This window comes from Streptomyces sp. NPDC053474 (assembly GCF_044544845.1).
Lineage (GTDB): Bacteria > Actinomycetota > Actinomycetes > Streptomycetales > Streptomycetaceae > Streptomyces.
Map to the genome: position 1 here is coordinate 481,558 of NZ_JBITXV010000002.1, position 22,929 is coordinate 504,486.

20 protein-coding genes are annotated in these 22,929 nt (G+C 68.9%); 9 read left to right on the forward strand and 11 right to left on the reverse strand.

What is annotated here, in order from left to right:
• Positions 1-17: 17 nt before the first annotated feature.
• The 7 genes from gyrA to dnaA form a co-directional block, all read right to left on the reverse strand.
• Positions 18-2,603, reverse strand: coding sequence for a DNA gyrase subunit A (gene gyrA / locus ACIG3E_RS05820; protein ID WP_366796166.1), 2,586 nt, complete (start codon positions 2,601-2,603; stop codon positions 18-20).
• 56 nt (positions 2,604-2,659) lie between these two features.
• Positions 2,660-4,756 carry a DNA topoisomerase (ATP-hydrolyzing) subunit B gene (gene gyrB, locus ACIG3E_RS05825; RefSeq protein WP_399611714.1) on the reverse strand — a complete coding sequence of 699 codons (2,097 nt, stop codon included), beginning with the start codon at positions 4,754-4,756 and terminating at the stop codon, positions 2,660-2,662.
• A gap of 286 nt (positions 4,757-5,042) precedes the next feature.
• Positions 5,043-5,621 (reverse strand): DUF721 domain-containing protein, encoded by a 579-nt coding sequence (locus tag ACIG3E_RS05830; protein ID WP_399611716.1) that lies wholly within the window; start codon positions 5,619-5,621, stop codon positions 5,043-5,045.
• Positions 5,618-6,742 (reverse strand): DNA replication/repair protein RecF, encoded by a 1,125-nt coding sequence (gene recF / locus ACIG3E_RS05835; RefSeq protein WP_399611719.1) that lies wholly within the window; start codon positions 6,740-6,742, stop codon positions 5,618-5,620. The genes ACIG3E_RS05830 and recF overlap by 4 nt, the downstream gene beginning before the upstream one ends.
• A gap of 132 nt (positions 6,743-6,874) precedes the next feature.
• Entirely contained in the window at positions 6,875-7,759 is an 885-nt protein-coding gene (gnd, locus tag ACIG3E_RS05840) for a phosphogluconate dehydrogenase (NAD(+)-dependent, decarboxylating) (RefSeq protein ID WP_399611721.1), read from the reverse strand.
• A gap of 133 nt (positions 7,760-7,892) precedes the next feature.
• Positions 7,893-9,023, reverse strand: coding sequence for a DNA polymerase III subunit beta (dnaN, locus tag ACIG3E_RS05845; protein WP_399611723.1), 1,131 nt, complete (start codon positions 9,021-9,023; stop codon positions 7,893-7,895).
• Positions 9,024-10,072: 1,049 nt separating this feature from the next.
• Entirely contained in the window at positions 10,073-12,007 is a 1,935-nt protein-coding gene (dnaA, locus tag ACIG3E_RS05850; RefSeq protein WP_399611726.1) for a chromosomal replication initiator protein DnaA, read from the reverse strand.
• Positions 12,008-12,393: 386 nt separating this feature from the next.
• On the opposite strand from dnaA, the gene rpmH reads away from it, so the two are divergent.
• The 9 genes from rpmH (at position 12,394) to ACIG3E_RS05895 (ending at position 19,517) form a co-directional block, all read left to right on the forward strand.
• The gene (gene rpmH / locus ACIG3E_RS05855; RefSeq protein ID WP_003956500.1) at positions 12,394-12,531 is read left to right on the forward strand and encodes a 50S ribosomal protein L34; all 138 of its coding nucleotides are present in this window, start codon (positions 12,394-12,396) and stop codon (positions 12,529-12,531) included.
• A 21-nt stretch (positions 12,532-12,552) separates the two neighbouring features.
• Positions 12,553-12,924: a ribonuclease P protein component gene (rnpA, locus tag ACIG3E_RS05860; protein WP_399611729.1), complete on the forward strand. Its 372-nt coding sequence runs from the start codon at positions 12,553-12,555 to the stop codon at positions 12,922-12,924.
• Positions 12,921-13,280, forward strand: coding sequence for a membrane protein insertion efficiency factor YidD (yidD, locus tag ACIG3E_RS05865; protein ID WP_242719909.1), 360 nt, complete (start codon positions 12,921-12,923; stop codon positions 13,278-13,280). Before rnpA ends, yidD begins: the two co-directional genes overlap by 4 nt.
• Before the next feature lie 3 nt (positions 13,281-13,283).
• Positions 13,284-14,585 (forward strand): membrane protein insertase YidC, encoded by a 1,302-nt coding sequence (gene yidC, locus ACIG3E_RS05870; RefSeq protein ID WP_399611732.1) that lies wholly within the window; start codon positions 13,284-13,286, stop codon positions 14,583-14,585.
• A gap of 14 nt (positions 14,586-14,599) precedes the next feature.
• Entirely contained in the window at positions 14,600-15,115 is a 516-nt protein-coding gene (locus ACIG3E_RS05875; RefSeq protein ID WP_144319902.1) for a R3H domain-containing nucleic acid-binding protein, read from the forward strand.
• A gap of 98 nt (positions 15,116-15,213) precedes the next feature.
• Positions 15,214-15,930: a 16S rRNA (guanine(527)-N(7))-methyltransferase RsmG gene (rsmG, locus tag ACIG3E_RS05880; protein WP_172382858.1), complete on the forward strand. Its 717-nt coding sequence runs from the start codon at positions 15,214-15,216 to the stop codon at positions 15,928-15,930.
• 408 nt (positions 15,931-16,338) lie between these two features.
• Positions 16,339-17,412: a ParA family protein gene (locus ACIG3E_RS05885; RefSeq protein ID WP_399612178.1), complete on the forward strand. Its 1,074-nt coding sequence runs from the start codon at positions 16,339-16,341 to the stop codon at positions 17,410-17,412.
• A complete protein-coding gene (locus ACIG3E_RS05890) occupies positions 17,409-18,533 on the forward strand; it encodes a ParB/RepB/Spo0J family partition protein (RefSeq protein ID WP_399611736.1) in 1,125 nt (374 codons plus the stop codon). Before ACIG3E_RS05885 ends, ACIG3E_RS05890 begins: the two co-directional genes overlap by 4 nt.
• A 366-nt stretch (positions 18,534-18,899) precedes the next feature.
• On the forward strand, positions 18,900-19,517 hold the full coding sequence (locus tag ACIG3E_RS05895; RefSeq protein ID WP_399611738.1) for a GNAT family N-acetyltransferase: 618 nt from the start codon (positions 18,900-18,902) through the stop codon (positions 19,515-19,517).
• Between the two features lie 128 nt (positions 19,518-19,645).
• On the opposite strand, the gene trxA is transcribed toward ACIG3E_RS05895, so the two are convergent.
• The 4 genes from trxA to sigM all read right to left on the reverse strand — a co-directional run bounded on the left by trxA (position 19,646) and on the right by sigM (position 22,924).
• Positions 19,646-19,975: a thioredoxin gene (trxA, locus tag ACIG3E_RS05900; RefSeq protein WP_138960693.1), complete on the reverse strand. Its 330-nt coding sequence runs from the start codon at positions 19,973-19,975 to the stop codon at positions 19,646-19,648.
• A 41-nt stretch (positions 19,976-20,016) separates the two neighbouring features.
• A complete protein-coding gene (gene trxB, locus ACIG3E_RS05905; protein ID WP_138960692.1) occupies positions 20,017-20,979 on the reverse strand; it encodes a thioredoxin-disulfide reductase in 963 nt (320 codons plus the stop codon).
• 179 nt (positions 20,980-21,158) lie between these two features.
• On the reverse strand, positions 21,159-22,175 hold the full coding sequence (locus tag ACIG3E_RS05910; RefSeq protein WP_399611742.1) for a hypothetical protein: 1,017 nt from the start codon (positions 22,173-22,175) through the stop codon (positions 21,159-21,161).
• A complete protein-coding gene (gene sigM / locus ACIG3E_RS05915; RefSeq protein WP_399611745.1) occupies positions 22,172-22,924 on the reverse strand; it encodes an RNA polymerase sigma factor SigM in 753 nt (250 codons plus the stop codon). The genes ACIG3E_RS05910 and sigM overlap by 4 nt, the downstream gene beginning before the upstream one ends.
• Positions 22,925-22,929: the final 5 nt, after the last annotated feature.

Below are 22,929 nucleotides of genomic sequence, written 5' to 3' on the forward strand. Positions count from 1 at the left end.
ATGACTCACTCCTCGCGCTACTCGGCCGGGGACGGTGTGCCCTCGTCCGTACCGACGGCCGGAGTGCCGTCAGACGATTCGTCGACCCCGTCGACTTCCTCGGCCTCGCGCCCGGCCTCGGCGTTACGAGCGATGCCGACGACGGCATCGCGCTTGCCCAGGTTGATCAGTTGGACGCCCATGGTGTCACGGCCCGTCTCCCTGACCTCGTTGACTCGCGTGCGAATCACACCGCCGGAGAGGGTGATGGCGAGGATCTCGTCGGTCTCCTCGACCACCAGTGCGCCGACGAGCTCACCACGGTCCTCGACGATCTTGGCGGCCTTGATGCCGAGACCACCGCGGCCCTGGACGCGGTACTCGTCGACAGGCGTCCGCTTCGCGTACCCACCATCGGTGGCGGTGAAGACGAACGTACCGGGCCGGACCACATTCATCGAGAGCAGCTGATCACCGTCGCGGAAGCTCATGCCCTTGACGCCGGAGGTCGCGCGGCCCATCGGGCGCAGCGCGTCATCCGTCGCGGTGAACCGGATCGACTGCGCCTTCTTGCTGATCAGCAGCAGATCGTCCTCGGCGGACACCAGCTCCGCGCCGATCAGCTCGTCGTCCGAACCGTCGTCCGTCTCACGCAGATTGATGGCGATGACGCCGCCGGAGCGAGGCGAATCGTAATCCTTCAGAGGCGTCTTCTTGACCAGACCGCCCTTGGTGGCGAGCACCAGGTACGGCACGGCTTCGTAGTCACGGATCGCGAGGATCTCGGCGATCGCCTCGTCCGGCTGGAAGGCGAGCAGGTTCGCGACGTGCTGCCCGCGCGCGTCCCGTCCGGCGTCCGGGAGCTCGTACGCCTTCGCGCGGTAGACGCGGCCCTTGTTGGTGAAGAACAGCAGCCAGTGGTGCGTCGTCGACACGAAGAAGTGGTCGACGATGTCGTCCTGCTTCAGCTTCGCGCCGCGCACGCCCTTGCCGCCGCGCTTCTGCGAGCGGTAGTCCTCGGTCTTGGTGCGCTTGATGTAGCCGCCGCGCGTGATGGTGACGACGATGTCCTCTTCGGCGATCAGGTCCTCGATGGACATGTCACCGTCGAAGGGCACCAGGGCGGAGCGGCGGTCCTCGCCGAACTTGTCAACGATCGCGGCGAGCTCCTCGCTGACGATCGCGCGCTGCTTCTCGGGCGAGGCCAGGATCGCGTTGTACTCGTTGATCTTCTGCTGGAGCTCGTCGTGCTCCTGGATGATCTTCTGGCGCTCCAGGGCGGCCAGGCGGCGGAGCTGCATCTCCAGGATGGCGTTGGCCTGGATCTCGTCGATCTCCAGGAGGCCCATCAGGCCCTCGCGCGCGACGTCGACGGTGTCGCTGCGCCGGATGAGCGCGATGACCTCGTCGATGGCGTCCAGGGCCTTGAGGAGGCCGCGCAGGATGTGGGCGCGCTCCTCGGCCTTGCGCAGCCGGAACTTCGTGCGCCGGACGATGACCTCGATCTGGTGGCCCACCCAGTGGCGGATGAACGCGTCCAGGGAGAGGGTGCGCGGCACGCCGTCGACGAGCGCCAGCATGTTGGCGCCGAAGTTCGTCTGCAGGTCCGTGTGCTTGTAGAGGTTGTTCAGGACGACCTTGGCGACCGCGTCCCGCTTGAGGACGATGACCAGGCGCTGGCCCGTGCGCGAGGACGTCTCGTCGCGGACGTCGGCGATGCCGCCGACCTTGCCGTCCTTCACAAGATCGGCGATCTTCTGCGCGAGGTTGTCCGGGTTGACCTGGTAGGGCAGTTCCGTGACCACCAGGCACTGGCGGTTGTGGATCTCCTCGACCTCGACGACCGCGCGCATCGTGATGGAGCCGCGACCCGTGCGGTACGCCTCCTCGATGCCCTTGCGGCCCACCACGAGGGCACCGGTCGGGAAGTCGGGGCCCTTGATGCGCTCGATCAGGGCGTCGAGCAGCTCCTCGTGCGAGGCCTCCGGGTGCTCCAGGGCCCACTGCGCGCCCGCGGCGACCTCGCGGAGGTTGTGCGGCGGGATGTTGGTCGCCATGCCGACCGCGATGCCCGCCGAGCCGTTGATCAGCAGGTTCGGGAAGCGGGACGGCAGGACGGTGGGCTCCTGGGAGCGGCCGTCGTAGTTGTCCGTGAAGTCGACGGTCTCCTCGTCGATGTCCCGGACCATCTCCATGGACAGCGGCGCCATCTTGCACTCGGTGTAGCGCATGGCGGCCGCGGGGTCGTTGCCCGGAGAGCCGAAGTTTCCGTTCGAGTCCACCAGGGGCATGCGCATCGACCACGGCTGGGCGAGGCGGACCAGCGCGTCGTAGATCGAGGAGTCGCCGTGCGGGTGGTAGTTGCCCATGACGTCGCCGACGACGCGGGCGCACTTGTAGAAGCCCTTCTCGGGGCGGTACCCGCCGTCGTACATCGCGTACAGGACGCGGCGGTGCACGGGCTTGAGGCCGTCGCGGACGTCCGGCAGCGCGCGCGACACGATGACGGACATCGCGTAGTCGAGGTACGAGCGCTGCATCTCGGTCTCGAGCCCGACGGGCTCGATGCGCACCGTCTGGCCCTCGCCGTCCTCGGAAGGGGTGGGGTTGTTCTCGTCGGCCATGGCCGGTCAAGATCCTTTCGTACGTCAGTCAGCAGCCGTCGGGGTGCCTGACCGGCTCAGATGTCGAGGAAGCGGACGTCCTTGGCGTTGCGCTGGATGAACGAGCGGCGCGCCTCGACGTCCTCGCCCATGAGGACCGAGAAGAGGTCGTCGGCCTGGGCGGCGTCGTCGAGGGTGACCTGGCCGAGCACGCGGTGCTCGATGTCCATCGTGGTGATGCGCAGCTCCTCGGCGTTCATCTCGCCGAGACCCTTGAAGCGCTGGACCGAGTCGTCGCGGATCCGCTTGCCGTTCTGGCGGCCGAGCTCGATGAGCGCGTCGCGCTCGCGGTCCGAGTACGCGTACTCGAAGTCGTCCTTGCCCCACTTGATCTTGTACAGCGGCGGCCGGGACAGGAAGACGTGGCCCGCCTCGACGAGCGGACGCATGAAGCGGAACAGGAACGTCAGCAGCAGGGTGTTGATGTGCTGGCCGTCGACGTCGGCGTCCGCCATCAGGATGATCTTGTGGTAGCGGAGCTTCTCGATGTCGAAGTCCTCGTGGACTCCGGTGCCGAAGGCCGAGATCAGCGCCTGGATCTCCTGGTTCTGCAGGATCTTGTCGACGCGGGCCTTCTCGACGTTCAGGATCTTGCCTCGGATGGGCAGGATCGCCTGGTACTCCGGGTCGCGGCCGGACTTGGCCGAGCCGCCGGCGGAGTCACCCTCGACGATGAAGATCTCGCACTTCGTCGGGTCGTTCGACTGGCAGTCGGAGAGCTTGCCCGGCAGGGACGCGGTCTCCAGGAGGCCCTTGCGGCGGGTGAGGTCACGCGCCTTCCGGGCGGCCACGCGCGCGGTGGCGGCCTGGATGCCCTTGCGGATGATGTCCGCGGCCTCGTTCGGGTTGCGGTCGAACCAGTCCGTCAGGTGCTCGTGCACGACCTTCTGGACGAACGTCTTCGCCTCGGTGTTGCCGAGCTTCGTCTTGGTCTGGCCCTCGAACTGGGGCTCGCCCAGCTTCACCGAGATGATCGCGGTCAGACCCTCGCGGATGTCCTCACCCGTGAGGTTGTCGTCCTTCTCGCGGAGCAGCTTCTTGTCGCGCGCGTAACGGTTCACCAGACCGGTCAGCGCGGCGCGGAAGCCCTCTTCGTGGGTGCCGCCCTCGTGCGTGTGGATCGTGTTGGCGAAGGAGTACACACCCTCGCTGTACTGCGAGTTCCACTGCATCGCGATCTCGACCGAGAGCATGCGCTCCTTGTCCTCGGCCTCGACGTCGATGACGGTCGGGTGGACGACCTCGCCCTTGCGGGAGTTGAGGTACGTCACGAAGTCGACGATGCCGCCCTCGTAGTGGTACGTGACCGAGCGGACCTCTTCGACGGTGTCGTCGGTGGCCTCGGCGGAGTCGGCGCCCGCCGTGGCCTTGGCCGACTCGCGCTCGTCGGTGAGCTTGATCGTCAGGCCCTTGTTGAGGAAGGCCATCTCCTGGAAGCGCCGCGCCAGCGTCTCGAAGGAGTACACGGTGGTCTCGAAGATGTCACCGTCGGCCCAGAAGGTGACCGACGTGCCCGTCTCGTCGGTGGCCTCGTGCCGCTCGAGCGGTGCCGTCGGGGCACCGCCCTTGTAGTCCTGCGTCCAGCGGTAGCCGTCGGTCTTGATCTCGACGGACAGCTTGGTGGAGAGCGCGTTCACCACGGAGACACCCACGCCGTGCAGACCGCCGGAGACGGCGTACCCGCCGCCGCCGAACTTGCCGCCCGCGTGCAGCACCGTGAGCACGACCTCGACGGCCGGCTTCTTCTCGACCGGGTGGATGCCCACCGGGATGCCGCGGCCGTTGTCGATGACGCGCACGCCGCCGTCGGCGAGGATCGTGACGTCGATGGTGTCCGCGTGCCCGGCCAGGGCCTCGTCGACGGAGTTGTCGACGACTTCCTGCACGAGGTGGTGCAGACCGCGCTCGCCGGTCGAGCCGATGTACATGCCGGGCCGCTTGCGGACCGCGTCCAGACCCTCGAGGACGGTGATGGCGCTGGCGTCGTAGGCCGTGCCCTCACCGGAGGCCTCGATGGCCTCGGGGGGCACGGCGCCGGCGTCGGCGGCAGTGGACGGGATGTTCTCGTTGGGGTTGCCGGAATCGGCCACGAAGCGCCCTTTCTGGCACAGCACAAAGCCAAGCTCCCGGCGCTGGCCGGAGCGGCTGCGGCGTGTTGCGTTGGTAAGCCTGGTTCAGCTCTTGCTCAGCTTCTCCCGCTGCTCCCCACGACTGGGGCGGGATTAGCTTCCAGTCTACCGGTAGCGCCGACAGTGATGGGGGTTTGCCGGTACCTGAGTCCGCATGTGCCGCCCTGAACCGGCATCAGCCGACTCCCCATATGCGCCCCCGGGCCCTAAGAGGCTCACAGCGGCACTCAGCGCTTCGGGCGGTCAACCCCCAGCTACCGACCGGATCTCGTCATCCGTAGGTGTCGCCGGGACCCGTGCTGCCGGGCGCCCGCAAGGGCCCGAAGCGGCGTGCGGGGCCACCGGGTCCGAGGACCTTGATGAGGCGTACGGTGCCGTGCCCGAGGTCCTCGTTCAGGCGCGCGACCAGCTGCGGAGCGAGCAGTCGCAGGTTCGTCGCCCAGGCCGTGGAGTCGCACTGGACGGTCAGGACGTGCTCGTTCTCGTCGTACCGCTGCGGTACGCAGTGCTTGGCCAGGTCCTCGCCGACGATCTCGGGCCAGCGGCCCATCACGCCGCCGACGGCCGCCGGGGTCTCCCAGCCGCGCTCGGTGATCAGACGGTTGATGGCGGACCCGAGCGGCAGCGGATCGCGCCCGTCGGAGCGCGCGCCCGAGCGCAGGCCGCCGCGCCGGGCCTGCTTCTTCTGGCGGGTCGCGTCCCCACGCGCGCGTGCCTGCTCCTTGGCGGCGCGCAGGGCCACGCGGGCGAGGTCGACGCCGGAGGGCTCGGGCGGCGCGGGCTTGGCCGCCCCGGCCCCCGCGGGCTGTGCGGGGCGGTCGGGCTTCGAGGCCTTGCCGGGCTCGGTCATACGCGCTCCACCTCGCCGCCGGACACGGCGTACCGCGCGCCCGCCAGGACGCCCGGTACGTCGTCGTCCACGGCGGCCGTGACCAGGACCTGCTCCCCGGGGGCCACCAGTTCCGCGAGCCGCTCGCGCCGGCGCGCGTCCAGCTCGGCGAAGACGTCGTCCAGGACGAGGACCGGCTCATTGCCCTCGGCCCGGAGCAGGTCGTACGAGGCGAGCCGCAGCGCGAGCGCGTAGGACCACGACTCTCCGTGGGAGGCGTATCCCTTCGCGGGCAGCTGGCCAAGTTTGAGTAGTAGGTCGTCCCTGTGGGGTCCTACGAGGGTGACGCCCCGCTCGATCTCCTGCTTGCGGGCCTCTCCCAGGGCGGCGATCAGCTGCTCGTAGAGCTCCTCGCGCGCGTGGCCGACGATTCCGGCCGAGGAGGGCTTGTAGTCGAGGCCGAGCGGGCCGCCGCCGGGGGCCAGCTGTTCGTACGCCTTGTCGGCGAGCGGCTGGAGCGCGGCGATGAGGTCGAGCCGCTGGGCGAGCAGCTCGGCGCCCGCCTGGGCGAGGTGCTGGTCCCAGACGTCGAGGGTGGACAGGTCCAGGGAGCGGCCGCCGTGGCGCCGGGCGAGGGCGGCGGACTTCAGGAGCGTGTTGCGCTGCTTCAGGACGCGGTCGTAGTCGGAGCGGACCGCCGCCATGCGCGGGGAGCGGGCGGTGATCAGCTCGTCGAGGAAGCGGCGCCGCTCTCCGGGGTCGCCCTTGATCAGGGCCAGGTCCTCGGGGGCGAACAGGACCGTGCGCACGATGCCCAGTACGTCACGGGGCCTGACCTGCGAGGATCGGTTGATGCGGGCGCGGTTCGCCTTGCCCGGGTTCAGTTCGAGCTCGATGAGCTGCTGGCGCTCGCCCTGTCGGACCGCGGCCCGGATGACGGCCCGGTCGGCGCCCATGCGCACCAGGGGAGCGTCCGAGGAGACCCGGTGGCTGCCGAGCGTCGCCAGATAGCCGACGGCCTCGACGAGGTTGGTCTTGCCCTGGCCGTTCGGCCCCACGAACGCGGTGACGCCCGGGTCGAGCGGAACCTCGACCCGGGCGTACGAGCGGAAGTCGGCCAGGGACAGGTGGGTGACGTGCATGATGTGGCGCCGACCTCCCCCGGCTTTCCTGCTGTGTCTAGGGGCCGCCGTGGCCTGGGTGCCGACGGCCCGCCCGCCGCGGCCCACCGCTGTCCACACAGGCTGTGGACAGCGGGCCGCGCGGGCTGTGGATCAGTGCTCGCTCTTGGACTCGACGGCGTGGCCGCCGAACTGGTTGCGCAGCGCCGCGATCATCTTCATCTGCGGCGAGTCGTCCTGCCGGGAGGAGAACCGCGCGAACAGCGACGCCGTGATCGCGGGCAGCGGCACCGCGTTGTCGATCGCCGCCTCCACCGTCCAGCGGCCCTCGCCGGAGTCCGCGGCGAAGCCCCGCAGCTTGTCCAGGTGCTCGTCGTCGTCCAGCGCGTTGACCGCCAGGTCCAGCAGCCAGGAACGGATGACCGTGCCCTCCTGCCAGGACCGGAAGACCTCGCGGACGTCGGTGACGGAGTCCACGGCCTCCAGGAGCTCCCAGCCCTCGGCGTAGGCCTGCATCATCGCGTACTCGATGCCGTTGTGGACCATCTTCGCGAAGTGGCCCGCGCCGACCTTGCCCGCGTGCACGGAGCCGAAGTCGCCCTCCGGCTTGAGCGCGTCGAAGATGGGCTGCACCTTGGCGACGTTCTCCTTGTCGCCGCCGTACATGAGCGCGTAGCCGTTCTGCAGGCCCCAGACGCCGCCGGAGACGCCGCAGTCGACGAAGCCGATGCCCTTGGCGGCGAGCTCCTCGGCGTGCTTCTCGTCGTCCGTCCAGCGGGAGTTGCCGCCGTCCACCACGACGTCGCCGGGCGACAGGAGCTCGGCGAGCTCGTCGATGGTGGACTGGGTCGCGGCTCCGGCTGGGACCATCACCCACACCACGCGCGGGCCCTTGAGCTTGCTCACCAGCTCTTCGAGGCTGTGGACATCCGCGAGGTCCGGATTGCGGTCGTATCCGATGACGGTGTGGCCTGCGCGGCGAATGCGCTCGCGCATGTTGCCGCCCATCTTGCCGAGGCCGACGAGACCGAGCTCCATCAGTGCGTTCCTAACTAGCGATGTGGCGTAGCGGCACGTCACGGCCGCTCGGCGCTGAGCGGCTCCGCGTACCCGCGGCACGTTCGTACCCGCGTCCGAGCCTACGCCCGGACGCGGCCACACACCTGTGGGCTCAGCCGCTCAGACGTACGGGCATGATCAGGTACTTGTACGCCTCGTCCGCCTCGGCGTCCACGGCGGGCTTGCCGCTCAGGAGCGCGGGCTTCGTCGACGTCGTGAACGACAGCTGGGCGACCGGGGAGTCGATCGCGCTCAGGCCGTCGAGCAGGAACGTCGGGTTGAAGGCGATCGAGATGTCATCGCCCTCGAGCTGGGCGTCGACCCTTTCCACAGCCTGTGCGTCGTCGCTGGAACCGGCCTCCAGGATGAGGACGCCCTGCTCGAAGCTGAGCCGCACCGGGGTGTTCCGCTCGGCGACGAGCGCCACGCGCTTGACGGCCTCCACGAAGGGGGCGGTCTCGATGACGGCGACCGAGTTGAACTCCGTCGGGAAGAGCGTGCGGTACTTCGGGAGGTCGCCCTCCAGGAGGCGGGTCGTCGTGCGGCGGCCCGCGCCCTCGAAGCCGATGAGGCCCTCGCCCGCGCCGGAGCCGGACAGGGCCAGGGTGACCGTGTCGCCGCTCGTGAGGGCCTTGGCGGTGTCCAGGAGCGTCTTGGCGGGCACCAGGGCGACGGCGGACGCCTCCGGGTTCTCCGGCTTCCACAGGAACTCGCGGACCGCGAAGCGGTAGCGGTCGGTGGAGGCCAGCGTGACCGTGTCGCCCTCGATCTCGATGCGGACACCGGTGAGCACGGGCAGCGTGTCGTCGCGGCCCGCGGCGATGGCGACCTGGGAGGCGGCCGAGGCGAAGACCTCACCGGGGACGGTGCCCGTGGCGGTCGGCATCTGCGGCAGCGCCGGGTACTCCTCCACAGGCAGGGTGTGGAGGGTGAAGCGGGAGGAGCCGCAGACCACCGTCGCCCGTACACCGTCTGTGGAGATCTCCACCGGGCGGTTCGGCAGGGCGCGGCAGATGTCGGCCAGCAGGCGGCCGGAGACGAGGACCGTGCCCTCTTCGTCGACCTCGGCGTCCACGGAGACGCGGGCCGAGACCTCGTAGTCGAAGCTGGACAGGGAGAGGGCGCCCTCCTCGGCCTTCAGCAGCAGGCCCGCGAGGACGGGCGCTGGCGGCCGAGCCGGGAGGCTGCGTGCCGCCCACGCCACCGCCTCCGCGAGTACGTCGCGTTCCACCCGGATCTTCACTTAGCCGCCCTCCTGCTGTTGCTGGCACTGGGGACCAGTCTGACGCACCGCACTGACAGCTGGTGCCCGTCGGGGTCAAGTCGTGCCGAGAGGTCGTGGCGGCCCGAGCGGCGAGTTGTACACAGCCCCCACTTCAAAGCGGAAATCTGACTCTCTCTAGTCGGGAGTAGTAGTAGGGCCTGTGGAAACCGTGGATAACCGCGAATTCGCAGGTCAACGCCCGTTTTTTGTCCACTGGCCCTGTGGGCGACGGCGGTGGACAACCGGGGGTAACTGTGGACGGGCGAAAGTTCTGCACACCCGATGCACAGGAGAGGGGGACTTCTCCCCAGCCCTGTCCCCAGCTTTACCCAGCTTCCCCACAGGCCAACCCGGCAGCTTTGTGTGACGCCTTTCACTCGACCCGGTGAGAGCGCGCGTCGCGTTGCCGAACAGTGGACAGGCCTGGGGAGAAGCTGTGTACAACCGACCTCAGCCTGTGGGTCGCCGGTGGACAACTTTTCCCACCCCCTGTGGACAAGATTTTCATCCACAGACTGTGGACAGTCTTCGTCCACGAATCCACAACCACCTGACCTGGCCTGATGACTATTCAGCAGGGTCCCCTGTGGACACCGTTGGGACAACTTTCCAGTCCCCAGGGTGTGGAGAGCGAAAAGGCCGCAGATCTGTGGAGAACCCGGGTGAGGTGACCATGAATCGAACAGAAGATGACGAAGAGGTCGCGGTCTTCGGGGGTCATCAGGGGGCGGCAGGCGCCGTACGCAGCCTTGAGGACGGGTTTCAGCGGGCCGCGGGGCGGGATCTGGCGGCGCTGAGGAGGGCGCTCCTGGAACCGGGAACGTGCGACAGGGGCCCGCCGCGCGGCGCCAGTTGCGGCCCTGCTGCTTCAACACCCGCCAGGGCCCACCTCGTAGGCGATGGCTCACTCCGTAGGCGGATGGCCCTCTACGTAGGCAATGGCCCTCTACGTAGGCACACGAAAACGCGAATAGGCGCCCCGGAGACGTGTCCTCGGGGCGCCGTTGCGTCGCGTATCGCCGTTGCTGTCAGCCGTTCTTGATGCGGTTGGTGAGCTCGGTGACCTGGTTGTAGATCGAACGGCGCTCGGCCATCAGCGCGCGGATCTTGCGGTCGGCGTGCATCACCGTCGTGTGGTCGCGGCCGCCGAACTGCGCGCCGATCTTCGGCAGGGAGAGGTCGGTCAGCTCGCGGCACAGGTACATGGCGATCTGGCGGGCCGTCACCAGGACCCGGCTGCGCGACGATCCGCACAGGTCGTCGACCGTCAGGCCGAAGTAGTCGGCGGTGGCCGCCATGATGGCCGTCGCCGTGATCTCCGGAGCCGCGTCCTCGCCGCCCGGGATCAGGTCCTTCAGGACGATCTCGGTGAGACCCAGGTCCACAGGCTGTCGATTGAGCGACGCGAACGCCGTGACGCGGATCAGCGCGCCCTCCAGCTCACGGATGTTCCGCGAGATGCGGGACGCGATGAACTCCAGGACCTCCGGCGGGGCGTTGAGCTGTTCCTGGACCGCCTTCTTCCGCAGGATCGCGATGCGCGTCTCCAGCTCGGGCGGCTGGACGTCGGTGATCAGACCCCACTCGAAGCGATTGCGCAGCCGGTCCTCCAGGGTCACCAGCTGCTTGGGCGGCCGGTCACTGGAGAGCACGATCTGCTTGTTCGCGTTGTGGAGCGTGTTGAACGTGTGGAAGAACTCCTCCTGCGTCGACTCCTTGTCCGCGAGGAACTGGATGTCGTCGACAAGCAGGATGTCCATCTCGCGGTAGCGCTTGCGGAAGCTGTCGCCCTTGCCGTCGCGGATGGAGTTGATGAACTCGTTGGTGAACTCCTCGGAGCTCACGTAGCGCACGCGCGTGCCCGGGTACAGGCTCCGCGCGTAGTGCCCGATCGCGTGCAGCAGGTGGGTCTTGCCGAGCCCCGACTCCCCGTAGATGAAAAGGGGGTTGTACGCCTTCGCGGGGGCCTCGGCGACGGCGACCGCGGCCGCGTGCGCGAAGCGGTTCGACGCCCCGATCACGAAGGTGTCGAAGAGGTACTTCGGGTTCAGCCGCGCGGTGGGCTCCCCCGGGCCGGTCGCGGGCGCGGGCTGCGCCGCCAGCGGGCCAGGAGCGCCGCTCGACGCGGGCAGGGAGGTGCCGCCGTGGCCGACGGGGCCCGAGGGGCCGCCAGGGCCCCCGTGCGGGCCTGCGCCGGAGCCAGTGCCGGAGGGCGGCTCGTGCCGCTCACGCCGGTCGTGGCGCTCCTGCCCCGGCCGCTCGGAGTGCTGCTGCTCGTACGGCGAACGCTCCTGCGGCGGCTGCGGGCGGTAGTCGTGCTGCTGCGGCTGCTGCCCCGGGCTCGCGTACGGATCGCGCTCGGGGAAGCCCAGGCGCGGCTGCTGCCAGCCGTAGTCGTCCTGCGGCTGCTGCGGCCACGCGCCGGGGCGCTGGTAGTCCGGGTACGCCGGGCGGGCCGTCGGCAGCTGGTCCGGGCGCGGCCCCGCGGAGCGCTCGTCGCCAGGGCGGCGGCCGTACCCGTCGTACGCGTCATGCCCCTGGCCTGAGGCGGCGGGCGGCTCCTGCCCCTCGTACCGGGGTGCGGACTCTTCGTAGCGGGGTGGCTGCTCCTCGTAGCGGGAGGGCTGGTCCTCGTACCGTGGCTGCTGGTGCTGGACCGGCGGCGCGGGCGGGGTCTGCGGCTCGCCCACGGAGTCGTCGACCGTGATGGCGATGCGGATCGGGCGCCCGCACTCGCGGCTCAGCGTCTCGCTGACGACCGGGGCGAGACGGCCCTCCAGGACACCCTTCGCAAATTCGTTCGGAACGGCGAGGAGCGCGGTGTCGGCGACGAGCGCGAGCGGCTGGCACCGTCGGATCCAGTGCTCGTCCTTCGCCTCGACGCCCTGCCCCCGCCCTTCGCCCAGCAGCTGTTCCAGAACCCTTGGCCACACTGCGGCAAGATCGGCAGGTACGTCAGCCACAGGGCACGCTCTCTCACAGGTCCCACGAAGGTGTGGTTCTTGGGACGGGTCGGGACGGAAATCGGGAGGGGCAGGGGGAAGGGAACGAATCGGAGTTCAGCCACGGTAGTCAGGGCGACGGGTGCGGTTCAAGTTGTTGTCCACAGGCTGTGCACAGTGTCTCTCCCTGACGGCTGGTTTGACCGGATGGCGTAGCCCCGCGTACCGTAACCAGGTCGAGTTGTCGATGGCTGCTGCCGCCTGCCTCCGATGGGCAAAGATCACGGTCTGTGATTGTGAAGCGGTGCACTCGGTGCCTATACGCGAGCTTCTCCGAGCTTCTCGTGGGCGCACGGTGACAGCCAGGCGATACCCGCCACCACACGAGTCATTACTGGAGCCCCCGAGTGAGCAAGCGCACCTTCCAGCCGAACAACCGTCGTCGCGCGAAGACCCACGGCTTCCGGCTGCGTATGCGCACCCGTGCCGGCCGCGCCATCCTGGCGTCCCGCCGTAGCAAGGGTCGCGCCCGCCTGTCCGCCTAAGCGCAATTAGGTCATGACGTCGTGCTGCCTACCGAGCATCGGCTGAGGCGGCGCGAGGATTTCGCGACCGCGGTACGGCGAGGACGCAGGGCTGGTCGCCCTCTCCTCGTCGTCCATCTACGCAGCGGTGCAACGGACCCGCATGTGCCGGGGGAGAGCCTTCCCCCGCCACGTGCGGGTTTCGTCGTGAGCAAGGCCGTGGGTGGAGCCGTTGTACGCAATACGGTCAAGCGTCGACTTCGCCATCTGACACGCGACCGGTTGGCCTTGGTGCCCCCCGGTAGCCTGGTAGTCGTACGAGCGTTGCCCGGCGCGGGCGACGCCACCTACGCACAGCTGGCCCAAGACCTGGACGCCGCCCTGCGGCGCCTCCTTGGAGGGGGCGCGCGATGAAGTACCCGCTGCTGGCGCTGATCAAGCTGTACCAGTGGACGATCAGTCCACTCCTCGGCCCGGTGTGCAAGTACTACCCGTCGTGCTCCCACTACGGCTACCTCGCCATCGACCGGCACGGTGCGGTCAAGGGAACAGCGCTCACTGGCTGGCGCATCCTGCGGTGCAACCCGTGGTCGCTCGGTGGTGTCGATCACGTTCCGCCGCGCAAGCGTCCGCGGTGGCACGAGATGCTGCGCGCTGCCTGGCGCGAACGCAAGGGCGGGCCCTCCGCCGCTGGCGTGCCGACCGGAGACCTCCCACCGGCTCCCCCGAGCCCGGCCGCCGAGACCCCGTCCCATGCTCAAGGAGCCTGATTAGTGGACACGATTGCCGGTTTCTTCAGCTTCATCACGACACCCGTCTCCTGGGTCATCGTGCAGTTCCACAAACTGTACGGTGCGATCTTCGGCCCTGACACGGGCTGGGCCTGGGGCCTGTCGATCGTGTCCCTGGTGATCCTGATCCGCATCTGCCTGATCCCGCTCTTCGTGAAGCAGATCAAGGCGACCCGGGCCATGCAGACGCTGCAGCCCGAGATGAAGAAGATCCAGGAGCGCTACAAGAGCGACAAGCAGCGCCAGTCCGAAGAGATGATGAAGCTGTACAAGGAGTCGGGTACCAACCCGCTCTCCTCGTGCCTTCCCATCCTGGCGCAGTCGCCCTTCTTCTTCGCGCTGTACCACGTGCTCAACGGCATCGCGTCCAACAAGAAGATCGGCGTCATCGACCAGCAGCTGCTGGACAGTGCCCGTGACGCCCACATCTTCGGTGCCCCGCTCGCGGTGAAGTTCACGGACAGCGCCGACAAGGTCGCCTCCCTTGGCGCCTCGCTGACCGATGTGCGCGTCGTGACCGCGCTCATGATCATTCTGATGTCGGCCTCGCAGTTCTTCACGCAGCGCCAGCTGATGACGAAGAACGTCGACACGACGGTGAAGACGCCGTTCATGCAGCAGCAGAAGATGCTGATGTACGTCTTCCCCATCATGTTCGCCGTCTTCGGCATCAACTTCCCGGTCGGTGTCCTCGTCTACTGGCTGACCACCAACGTGTGGACCATGGGCCAGCAGATGTACGTGATCCGCCAGAACCCGACCCCCGGCTCCAAGGCCCAGGCCTCGTACCTGGAGCGCCTGCAGAAGCACATCACGACCTCCGGCAAGACCCGCAGCCGTGGCCAGGTCAGGGCCGTGAAGGCCATCGTCGCCAAGGGCCGCGACCGCAACGAGTACGAGCGGAAGTTCATCAACGGCCTGAACAAGGCCGGCTTCGCCGCCCAGGCCGACGGCACCGTGATCGTCAGCGACACCGTGGCCACCACGACCGAGGACGGTGCGCCCGCGGCAGCGCCCAAGCGGCAGCAGCCCAAGCGCCAGAGCAAGTCCAAGCGCCAGTCCGCCACCGCCGCCACGGGCGGCAAGACGGACGGCGGCGCCACGACCGCCGACGCCTCCGGCCCGTCGCTGACCAAGTCCGAGGACAGCAAGCCCCAGGGTGCCGCGGCCAAGAACAAGCCCGCCGCCGCCTCGGGCAGCCAGCCCGGCCAGGGCACCCGCAGCAAAGCCAAGTCCGGACAGCGCAAGGGTCAGCAGCGGCCCAAGCACCCGTCCAAGAAGTAAAAGGAGTCCATCCCGTGACGGAAGGCACCACCACCTCCGCCGCAGCTGAGGCTGGCGACACCCTCACCCGCCTCGAGCAGGAGGGCGAGATCGCGGCGGACTACCTCGAGGGTCTGCTGGACATCGCCGACCTCGACGGCGACATCGACATGGACGTCGAGGCCGACCGGGCCGCGGTGTCGATCATCAGCGACGCCGGCAGCCGTGACCTGCAGAAGCTGGTCGGCCGGGACGGCGAGGTCCTGGAGGCGCTCCAGGAGCTGACCCGCCTCGCGGTGCACCGGGAGACCGGCGACCGCAGCCGCCTGATGCTGGACATCGCGGGCTACCGCGCCAAGAAGCGCGAGGAGCTGTCCGAGCTGGGCGCCAAGGCCGCCGCCGACGCCAAGAGCTCCGGCGAACCGGTCAAGCTCAAGCCGATGACGCCGTTCGAGCGCAAGGTCGTGCACGACGCCGTCAAGGCCGCGGGTCTGCGCAGCGAGTCCGAGGGCGAGGAGCCGCAGCGCTTCGTCGTGGTCCTCCCCGCCTGATCTGTACGTCTCATCCCGGCCCCGTCTGTTCGCAGACGGGGCCGGTCTTTGTCAGCCTGATAGTCACTGACCCAGTGCGGTACGGAAGGACGGTCCCCGTGACGGAGGAAGCGGAGCTCCCCCCGGCGCCGGAGCAGGCGCGCGCGGTTTTCGGCGAGCGATTCCCGGACGCGGTCCGGTATGCGGAACTGCTCGCCGAGGCGGGAGTGCGGCGCGGCCTGATCGGCCCCCGCGAGGTTCCCCGGCTGTGGGAGCGGCACCTGCTGAACTGCGCCGTGCTGTCCGAGGTGGTTCCCGAGGGCGTGACGGTGTGCGATGTCGGCTCCGGGGCCGGACTGCCCGGCATCCCGCTCGCGCTCGTCCGCGAGGACCTCAAGATCACGCTCCTTGAGCCGCTGCTGCGGCGCACGAACTTCCTCAGCGAGGTCGTCGAGCTGCTGGGGCTCGACCACGTCACGGTCGTCCGTGGCCGCGCCGAGGAGGTCCTCGGCAAGCTGCAGCCCGTCCATGTCGTGACCGCGCGTGCCGTCGCTCCACTGGACCGTCTCGCCGGATGGGGCGTCCCGCTGCTGCGTCCGTACGGAGAGATGCTGGCGCTCAAGGGAGACACGGCCGAGGAAGAGGTCAAGGCGGCTGGTGCCGCCCTGAGCAAGCTCGGCGCCGAGTCCGTCTCCGTGGTGCAGGTAGGCGAAGGGGTCGTCGATCCGCTGTCCACCGTGGTGCGGGTCGAGGTGGGCGAGAGCCCTGGTGGTGTGCGCTTCGCTGCCAAGCGTGCCAAGGCCGCACGAGTCGGGCGCGCCCGTCGCCGCCGCTGAAGGACGGCGCCGTCGCTGAAGGACGTCGCTGTCGCTGAAAGGCGTCGCTGTCGCTGAGGGACGTCGGCGCCGCCGCCGGTGAGGTGTCTGCCAGGTCCTCGATGCCTGTCGACCGCTGGTGGACGCGCGTTGACGTTCGTCGCTGATCCGTCCTGACGACGAGCCGTACTCCACAAAAGCTGTCAAACGTACGCGTACCGGGGTGTCGCACGAGCAGCACCCCGGTCGCCATGCATCGTGTTTCACGTGAAACGTCGCTCACTGCTGCATGGCATCATCAGTCGCGGTCGCGCTGCCGAACCTCGCGAGCGTCGGCCACTTGGTTCCCTCGATAAGGGAACGGAGTTGTCCACAGAGACGGATTCGTCCACAGAAGACCGGGCCTCGCTGGTTCACGACCCCGAAAGCATGGGAGGCTCTGTTCATTGCGAGCCTGTAGTCGAGGAGAGTGAATCCTTGCGGTCCGACGCCAACATCGCGGGACCGATGACCGATCCGGTCCCCGGTCCCCGTACCGAGTCGGCGGGGGAGGATGTTTCACGTGAAACACCGAGCCCGATGGACGACACCCCCATCGGTCGTGCTGCCCAACTGGCGGTGGAAGCTCTTGGCCGCGCGGGCGAGGGCCTGCCACGGCCCGAGCAGACCCGAATCATGGTCGTCGCCAACCAGAAGGGCGGAGTAGGCAAGACGACGACAACCGTCAACCTTGCCGCCTCACTGGCCTTGCACGGCGCGCGTGTTCTGGTGATCGACCTGGACCCGCAGGGGAATGCCTCCACGGCGCTCGGTATCGACCACCACGCCGAAGTCCCCTCCATCTACGACGTGTTGGTCGAGAGCAAGCCTCTCGCCGAGGTCGTCCAGCCCGTCCCTGATGTCGAGGGTCTCTTCTGCGCCCCGGCCACCATCGATCTCGCCGGTGCGGAGATCGAACTGGTGTCGCTGGTGGCTCGGGAGAGCCGACTCCAGCGGGCGATCCAGGCGTATGAGCAGCCGCTGGACTACATCCTCATCGACTGCCCGCCGTCGCTGGGGCTGTTGACGGTGAACGCCCTGGTGGCCGGTGCGGAGGTGCTGATCCCCATCCAGTGCGAGTACTACGCCCTGGAAGGCCTCGGTCAGCTCCTGCGCAACGTCGACCTGGTGCGGGGTCACCTCAACCCGAACCTGCATGTGTCGACCATCCTGCTCACCATGTACGACGGCCGGACCCGGCTCGCCTCCCAGGTGGCCGACGAGGTGCGCAACCACTTCGGCGACGAGGTGCTGAGGACGAGCATCCCGCGCTCGGTCCGCATCTCCGAGGCGCCCAGCTACGGCCAGACCGTGCTGACCTACGATCCAGGATCAAGCGGTGCCCTGTCGTACTTCGAGGCGGCGCGAGAGATCGCGCTGCGCGGAGTAGGCGTGCGGTACGACGTGCAGCACGCCCACACGGGCATCCAGAACGACCAGAACACGACGGAGGGGATCCAGTGAGCGAGCGACGAAGAGGGCTGGGCCGTGGCCTGGGCGCTCTGATCCCTGCGGCTCCTACGGAGAAGGCGGCTGCGCCGACCACGGGCGGGGCGTCCACCTCGCCGACGGCCGTGCCGGTCCTCACCGCGGAACGCGGCGTGGCGGCCGCCACCGTGGCCGCGCTTCCACAGAGCTCCCTGGTGCAGCCGCCCGTTTCGCAGGAGACGGAGGCGCCGGGCAGCGAGCCGGTGGAGGAACTGCGGAGCCCGGCCGGTGCGCACTTCGCCGAGCTGCCGCTCGACTCCATCACGCCGAACCCGAGGCAGCCGCGTGAGGTCTTCGACGAGGACGCCCTCGCGGAGCTGGTGACGTCCATCAAGGAAGTCGGACTTCTCCAGCCCGTGGTCGTACGGCAGTTGGGTCCCTCGCGGTACGAGCTCATCATGGGCGAGCGGCGCTGGCGGGCTTGCCGTGAGGCGGGTCTGGAGCGCATCCCGGCGATCGTGCGGGCGACGGAGGACGACAAGCTCCTCCTGGACGCGCTCCTTGAGAACCTGCACCGCGCTCAGCTGAACCCGCTGGAAGAGGCCGCGGCCTACGACCAGCTGCTCAAGGACTTCAAGTGCACGCACGACCAGCTGGCGGACCGGATCGGCCGGTCCCGCCCGCAGGTCTCCAACACGCTCCGGCTCCTGAAGCTGTCGCCGAAGGTGCAGAACAGGGTCGCCGCCGGAGTGCTGTCCGCGGGCCACGCCCGGGCGCTGCTGTCCGTCGAGGACCAGGAGGAGCAGGACCGCCTCGCGTACCGGATCGTGGCCGAAGGGCTGTCGGTGCGGGCCGTCGAGGAGATCGTGACTCTCATGGGGTCGCGGCCGCAGAGCAAGCCGAAGGCCAAGGGGCCTCGTGCCGGGGCGCGGGTGTCGCCCGCGTTGACGAGTCTCGCCACACGCCTCTCGGACCGGTTCGAAACGCGGGTGAGGGTCGATCTGGGCCAGAAGAAGGGCAAGATCGTCGTCGACTTCGCCTCGCTGGACGACCTGGAGCGGATCCTCGCCACGCTGGCCCCTGAAGAGGGCTCGGTTCTCAAGCGTGGTCTGGCCGATGCCGCGGCCGAGGAAGCCTCGGAGGGCGAGCAGAGCTGAGTAGCGACGGCGTCCTGAGAGGCCGGGTGCTCAGCCCGGGAAGGGGCAGACCGCTGTAGCCGAATTCTGTGACGTCTGTGAAAGCGGGCCGTGTCCGGTGTGTGCCGGAACACGGCCCGCTCTTTGCTTTCTTCCGGTATCGATGCAATCCCATCGTGGATACGATGCGCTTGGGTATGGCGCATCCAGCTGACGGCACCTCTTAGGGGAGGTGGGGGCCATGCGATCGGTGAGCCGCACCGGACTGGTGACCGCAGGGTTCGGCCTGGGCGCGGTCGGTGGCTTCGTCGGCAGCCTGCTCAGGGAACGGAGCACACTGACAGCTGCTCGTGGCGCCGCGGGCGAAGGAGAAGAGGAACCGCCTTCATGGGGCGACGGCTCGTACCGCTCACGCTGGACAACCTTCCGGACCTTCCCAAGCGTTGCCGTGCGTGCGTCTTCTGGGAGCTGGACCCGGTCAGCGGGCAAGCCGCGCTGAAGGCCGGGACACCCGAGCTGGAGAAGGAAGCGTGGATCTCCGCCGTCCTGCTGGAGTGGGGCTCGTGCGGTCGGGTCGTCTACGTCGATGACGTGCCGGTGGGCTTCGTCCTCTACGCTCCCCCTGCCTATGTGCCGCGGGCCACGGCCTTTCCCACAAGCCCGGTCTCGCCGGACGCCGTTCAGCTGATGACGGCCTGGATCATGCCGGGCTATCAGGGGCAGGGACTCGGCCGCGTCATCGTGCAGACGGTCGCCAAGGATCTGCTGCGCCGGGGGTTCAAGGCCATTGAGGCCTTCGGTGACGCGCGCTGGGAGAAGCCGGCCTGTGTCCTGCCCGCGGACCATCTCCTCGCCGTGGGCTTCAAGACGGTCCGCCCGCACCCCGCCTACCCGAGACTCCGGCTGGAGCTGCGGACGACGCTCTCGTGGAAGGAAGATGTCGAGCTGGCGCTGGACCGACTGCTGGGAGCAGTGCAGAAGGAGCCCGCCCTACGGCCGCTCTAGACGGGTCGGATAGGCCGCAGATCGCGCAGCGGACAGACGAATGGGCCAGCCCCGAGGGGTTGGCCCATTCGTGTTTCACGTGAAACATCGCTCTCCGCCGACGGGGCGGACACCGATGACGTGGTGCCTTACTCGGCGATGAAGTCCGCCAGGTCGCGCTCGATGGCGGCCTTCGGCTTGGCGCCGACGATGGTCTTGGCGACCTCGCCGTTCTGGTAGACGTTCAGCGTCGGGATCGACATGACGCCGTACTTGGCAGCCGTGCCCGGGTTCTCGTCGATGTTGAGCTTGACGATCTCGATCTTGTCGCCGTACTCCTGCGCGATCGCCTCGAGCGACGGCGCGATCTGGCGGCACGGACCGCACCAGGCGGCCCAGAAGTCCACCAGGACGGGCTTGTCGCTCTTGAGGACGTCCTCGTCGAAGGAAGCGTCGGTCACGTTCTTCAGGTTGGCCACGGCGGGCTCCTCACATGGTGGTGCGGGTGGGGGAGGAAGGGTCAGACGGCAGCAGCGGCCGCGGTCTCGCTGTCCGCGAGGGCGGCGAGGAAGCGCTCGGCGTCCAAAGCGGCGGCACAGCCGGTGCCCGCCGCCGTGATCGCCTGGCGGTAGGTGTGGTCGACGACGTCACCGGCGGCGAAGACACCGGGGATGTTCGTCCGGGTCGACGGCGCGTCGACCTTCAGGTAGCCCTCGCCGTCCAGGTTCAGCTGGCCCTTGAAGAGCTCGGTGCGCGGGTCGTGACCGATCGCGATGAACAGGCCGGTGGCCGCCAGCTCGGACGTCTCGCCCGTCTTGACGTTGCGCAGGGTGAGACCGGAGAGCTTCTGCTCACCCTTGATCTCGGCGACCTCGCTGTCCCAGACGAACTTGATCTTCGGGTCGGCGAAGGCGCGCTCCTGCATCGCCTTGGAGGCGCGCAGGCTGTCGCGGCGGTGGACGACCGTGACGGACTTGGCGAACCGGGAGAGGAAGGTCGCCTCCTCCATCGCGGTGTCGCCACCGCCGATGACGGCGATGTCGTGGTCCTTGAAGAAGAACCCGTCGCAGGTCGCGCACCAGGAGACGCCACGGCCGGACAGCGCGTCCTCGTTCGGCAGGCTCAGCTTGCGGTGCTGGGAGCCCGTCGTCACGATGACGGCCTTCGCGCGGTGCACCGTGCCGGCCGTGTCCGTGACGGTCTTGATCTCACCGGTGAGGTCGACGGAGACCACGTCGTCGGGCACGAGCTCGGCGCCGAAGCGCTCGGCCTGGGCGCGCATGTTGTCCATGAGTTCCGGGCCCATGATGCCGTCCTGGAAGCCCGGGAAGTTCTCTACGTCGGTGGTGTTCATCAGCGCACCACCCGCGGTGACGGCGCCCTCGAACACCAGGGGCTTCAGGGACGCGCGCGCGGTGTAGAGCGCCGCCGTGTAGCCGGCGGGCCCGGAGCCGATGATGATCACGTTACGGACGTCGGTCACGGCTTGATTCCTCGTCTCTGGAGACTGCTGCGTACTGCTGGCGGGTGCCTGTCTCAGGGCTCTCACCCCACCCAACGGATCCTACGGGGCGTGCATTCCCCAACGTGTCCGAGCACACGGCAGCGCGGGCGCGGGACAGCGGGGCGCGATCCACCCGTACCCGTCGGGCCGGGGGTCGCTCAGTTCCGGGCGTAGGACTCGGCGAGCAGTACCTTGCCGATGGTTTCGGGCGACGAGGATGCGTTCACACAGGCGGCATCGACGATATACGCGGACACCTTGGCGCTGTCGGACTCATGGGCCACGACGACGAGGTAGGCGCTCTTGCCTTCGTAAGTGCCCTTGTCCACGGCCAGCGGTACCCGACCGTTGAGGCTCCGCTCGATACAGGCGGGGACCTCGACGACGTCTTCGGGCGTCGTCGAGCCCTTCTTCGGGCCGTTCGGGCTGGACTTTGGGCCGACGCGTGTCTCGGGAGAGGCGGTGTTGTCGGCACCCGCGATCGACGGCTCTGCGGGAAGCATGTCGTTGACGCGGTCCCGGAGCTTGTCCTTGGAGAACGCGTCAGCGCTCGCTGTGCGGCCCGCCACGGTCTCCGAGCCCTCCGAGTCGCTCTCCCACGGATGGATCAGCAGTGCGCCCAGGCCCAGGGCGGCGGCGGTGAAGACGGCACCGAGGGCCGCCGTACGGCGACGCCGCCCCCGGAGGCGCCCGCCCCGGCCCGGTCCGGTGGCCGCACGAGCGTGACCGGACGGGCCATGGGTGCCGCTGCTGGCAGCGGCTGAGGCGGCGGGCTTGCTTGATGAGGCAGCCGCTTCGCTCGGCTCGGAGGCCGATGTTTCACGTGAAACATCGGCAGCGGGCGCGACAGCGGTCTCGCGTCCGGAGGCTTCCTCGGCCTCGTGGGCTGAGAGGGAGGCCTCCACGTCGTCGGTGACGGTGGAATCCAGAAGCGCCTCAGCCGCCAGAGCCGCGTCGATGCGCTCCGCGACATCGGCGGGCATGCGCGAGGGCCCGGGCAGCGTGCCCAGCATGCCGCGAATCTCTTCGAGGGAGTCATAGACGTCGGTGCAGAGCGCGCAGCCGTCCAGGTGCTGCCGCACGTCGTGGGTACGGGACGGTGAGAGCAGGCCTTCGGTGAGGTCGGAGATCTCGGAGACGTCCGGGTGCCCAGCCGAGTCCGTCGTCGTGGTCACGCTCGCCCACCTCCGCCCTTCACTGCCGCTGAATCGCCGGGTTCCGCGCCTTGGGACGACCCCGTACACGGGGGGTCCGCTGCCGGTGGGACGGTTGTCCCCTGCGTCCGGTTCCTTCCTGGGGCGGCCTTTCTTCCTTCGCCCGGGTTGCCAGGGCCGCTTTCGCCCGGTGGCTCCGTCCGTAGGTGGGTCAACAGGGGCAGCAGTCTTGCTCTGCCCCGCGCGCAGCGGCTCTTCACCGTGCCGGTGGGGACGTCGAGCACCCGGGCGGCCTCGGCCACGGGGTAGCCCTGCATGTCCACCAGGACGAGGGCGGCCCGCTGGTCGGGCGGCAGCGTGCTGAGCGCGCGCAGGAGTTCCCGATGCAGATCGCCGCGCTCGACCGGTGCCGCCGCGGACTCGTGCGGCTCCAGGAGCTGGTCCAGGCGCTCGGTGTCGTCGACGGGCGAGGTCTTCCGGGAGGCGGCCTTGCGCGCCCGGTCGAGGCAGGCGTTCACGGTGATGCGGTGCAGCCAGGTCGTCACGGCGGACTGGCCGCGGAAGGTGTGCGCGGCCCGGTACGCGGAGACCAGGGCGTCCTGGACGGCGTCCGCGGCTTCCTCGCGGTCTCCCAGGGTGCGCAGGGCCACGGCCCACAGCCGGTCGCGATGGCGGCGGACGAGCTCGCCGAAGGCGTCTTTGTCGCCGTCGACGTGGCGGGTCAGGAGGTCCTGGTCGCTCAGCTCACCGTGCACGGCGTCGTGCGCCACCTCGA

Coding starts and splice junctions, on each gene's coding strand:
- gyrA (WP_366796166.1), bottom strand. CDS start 2,603: ATGGCCGACGAGAACAACCCCACCCCTTCCGAGGACGGCGAGGGCCAG.
- ACIG3E_RS05830 (WP_399611716.1), bottom strand. CDS start 5,621: ATGACCGAGCCCGGCAAGGCCTCGAAGCCCGACCGCCCCGCACAGCCC.
- recF (WP_399611719.1), bottom strand. CDS start 6,742: ATGCACGTCACCCACCTGTCCCTGGCCGACTTCCGCTCGTACGCCCGG.
- gnd (WP_399611721.1), bottom strand. CDS start 7,759: ATGGAGCTCGGTCTCGTCGGCCTCGGCAAGATGGGCGGCAACATGCGC.
- yidD (WP_242719909.1), top strand. CDS start 12,921: ATGAAGTACCCGCTGCTGGCGCTGATCAAGCTGTACCAGTGGACGATC.
- ACIG3E_RS05885 (WP_399612178.1), top strand. CDS start 16,339: ATGGGAGGCTCTGTTCATTGCGAGCCTGTAGTCGAGGAGAGTGAATCC.
- ACIG3E_RS05895 (WP_399611738.1), top strand. CDS start 18,900: ATGGGGCGACGGCTCGTACCGCTCACGCTGGACAACCTTCCGGACCTT.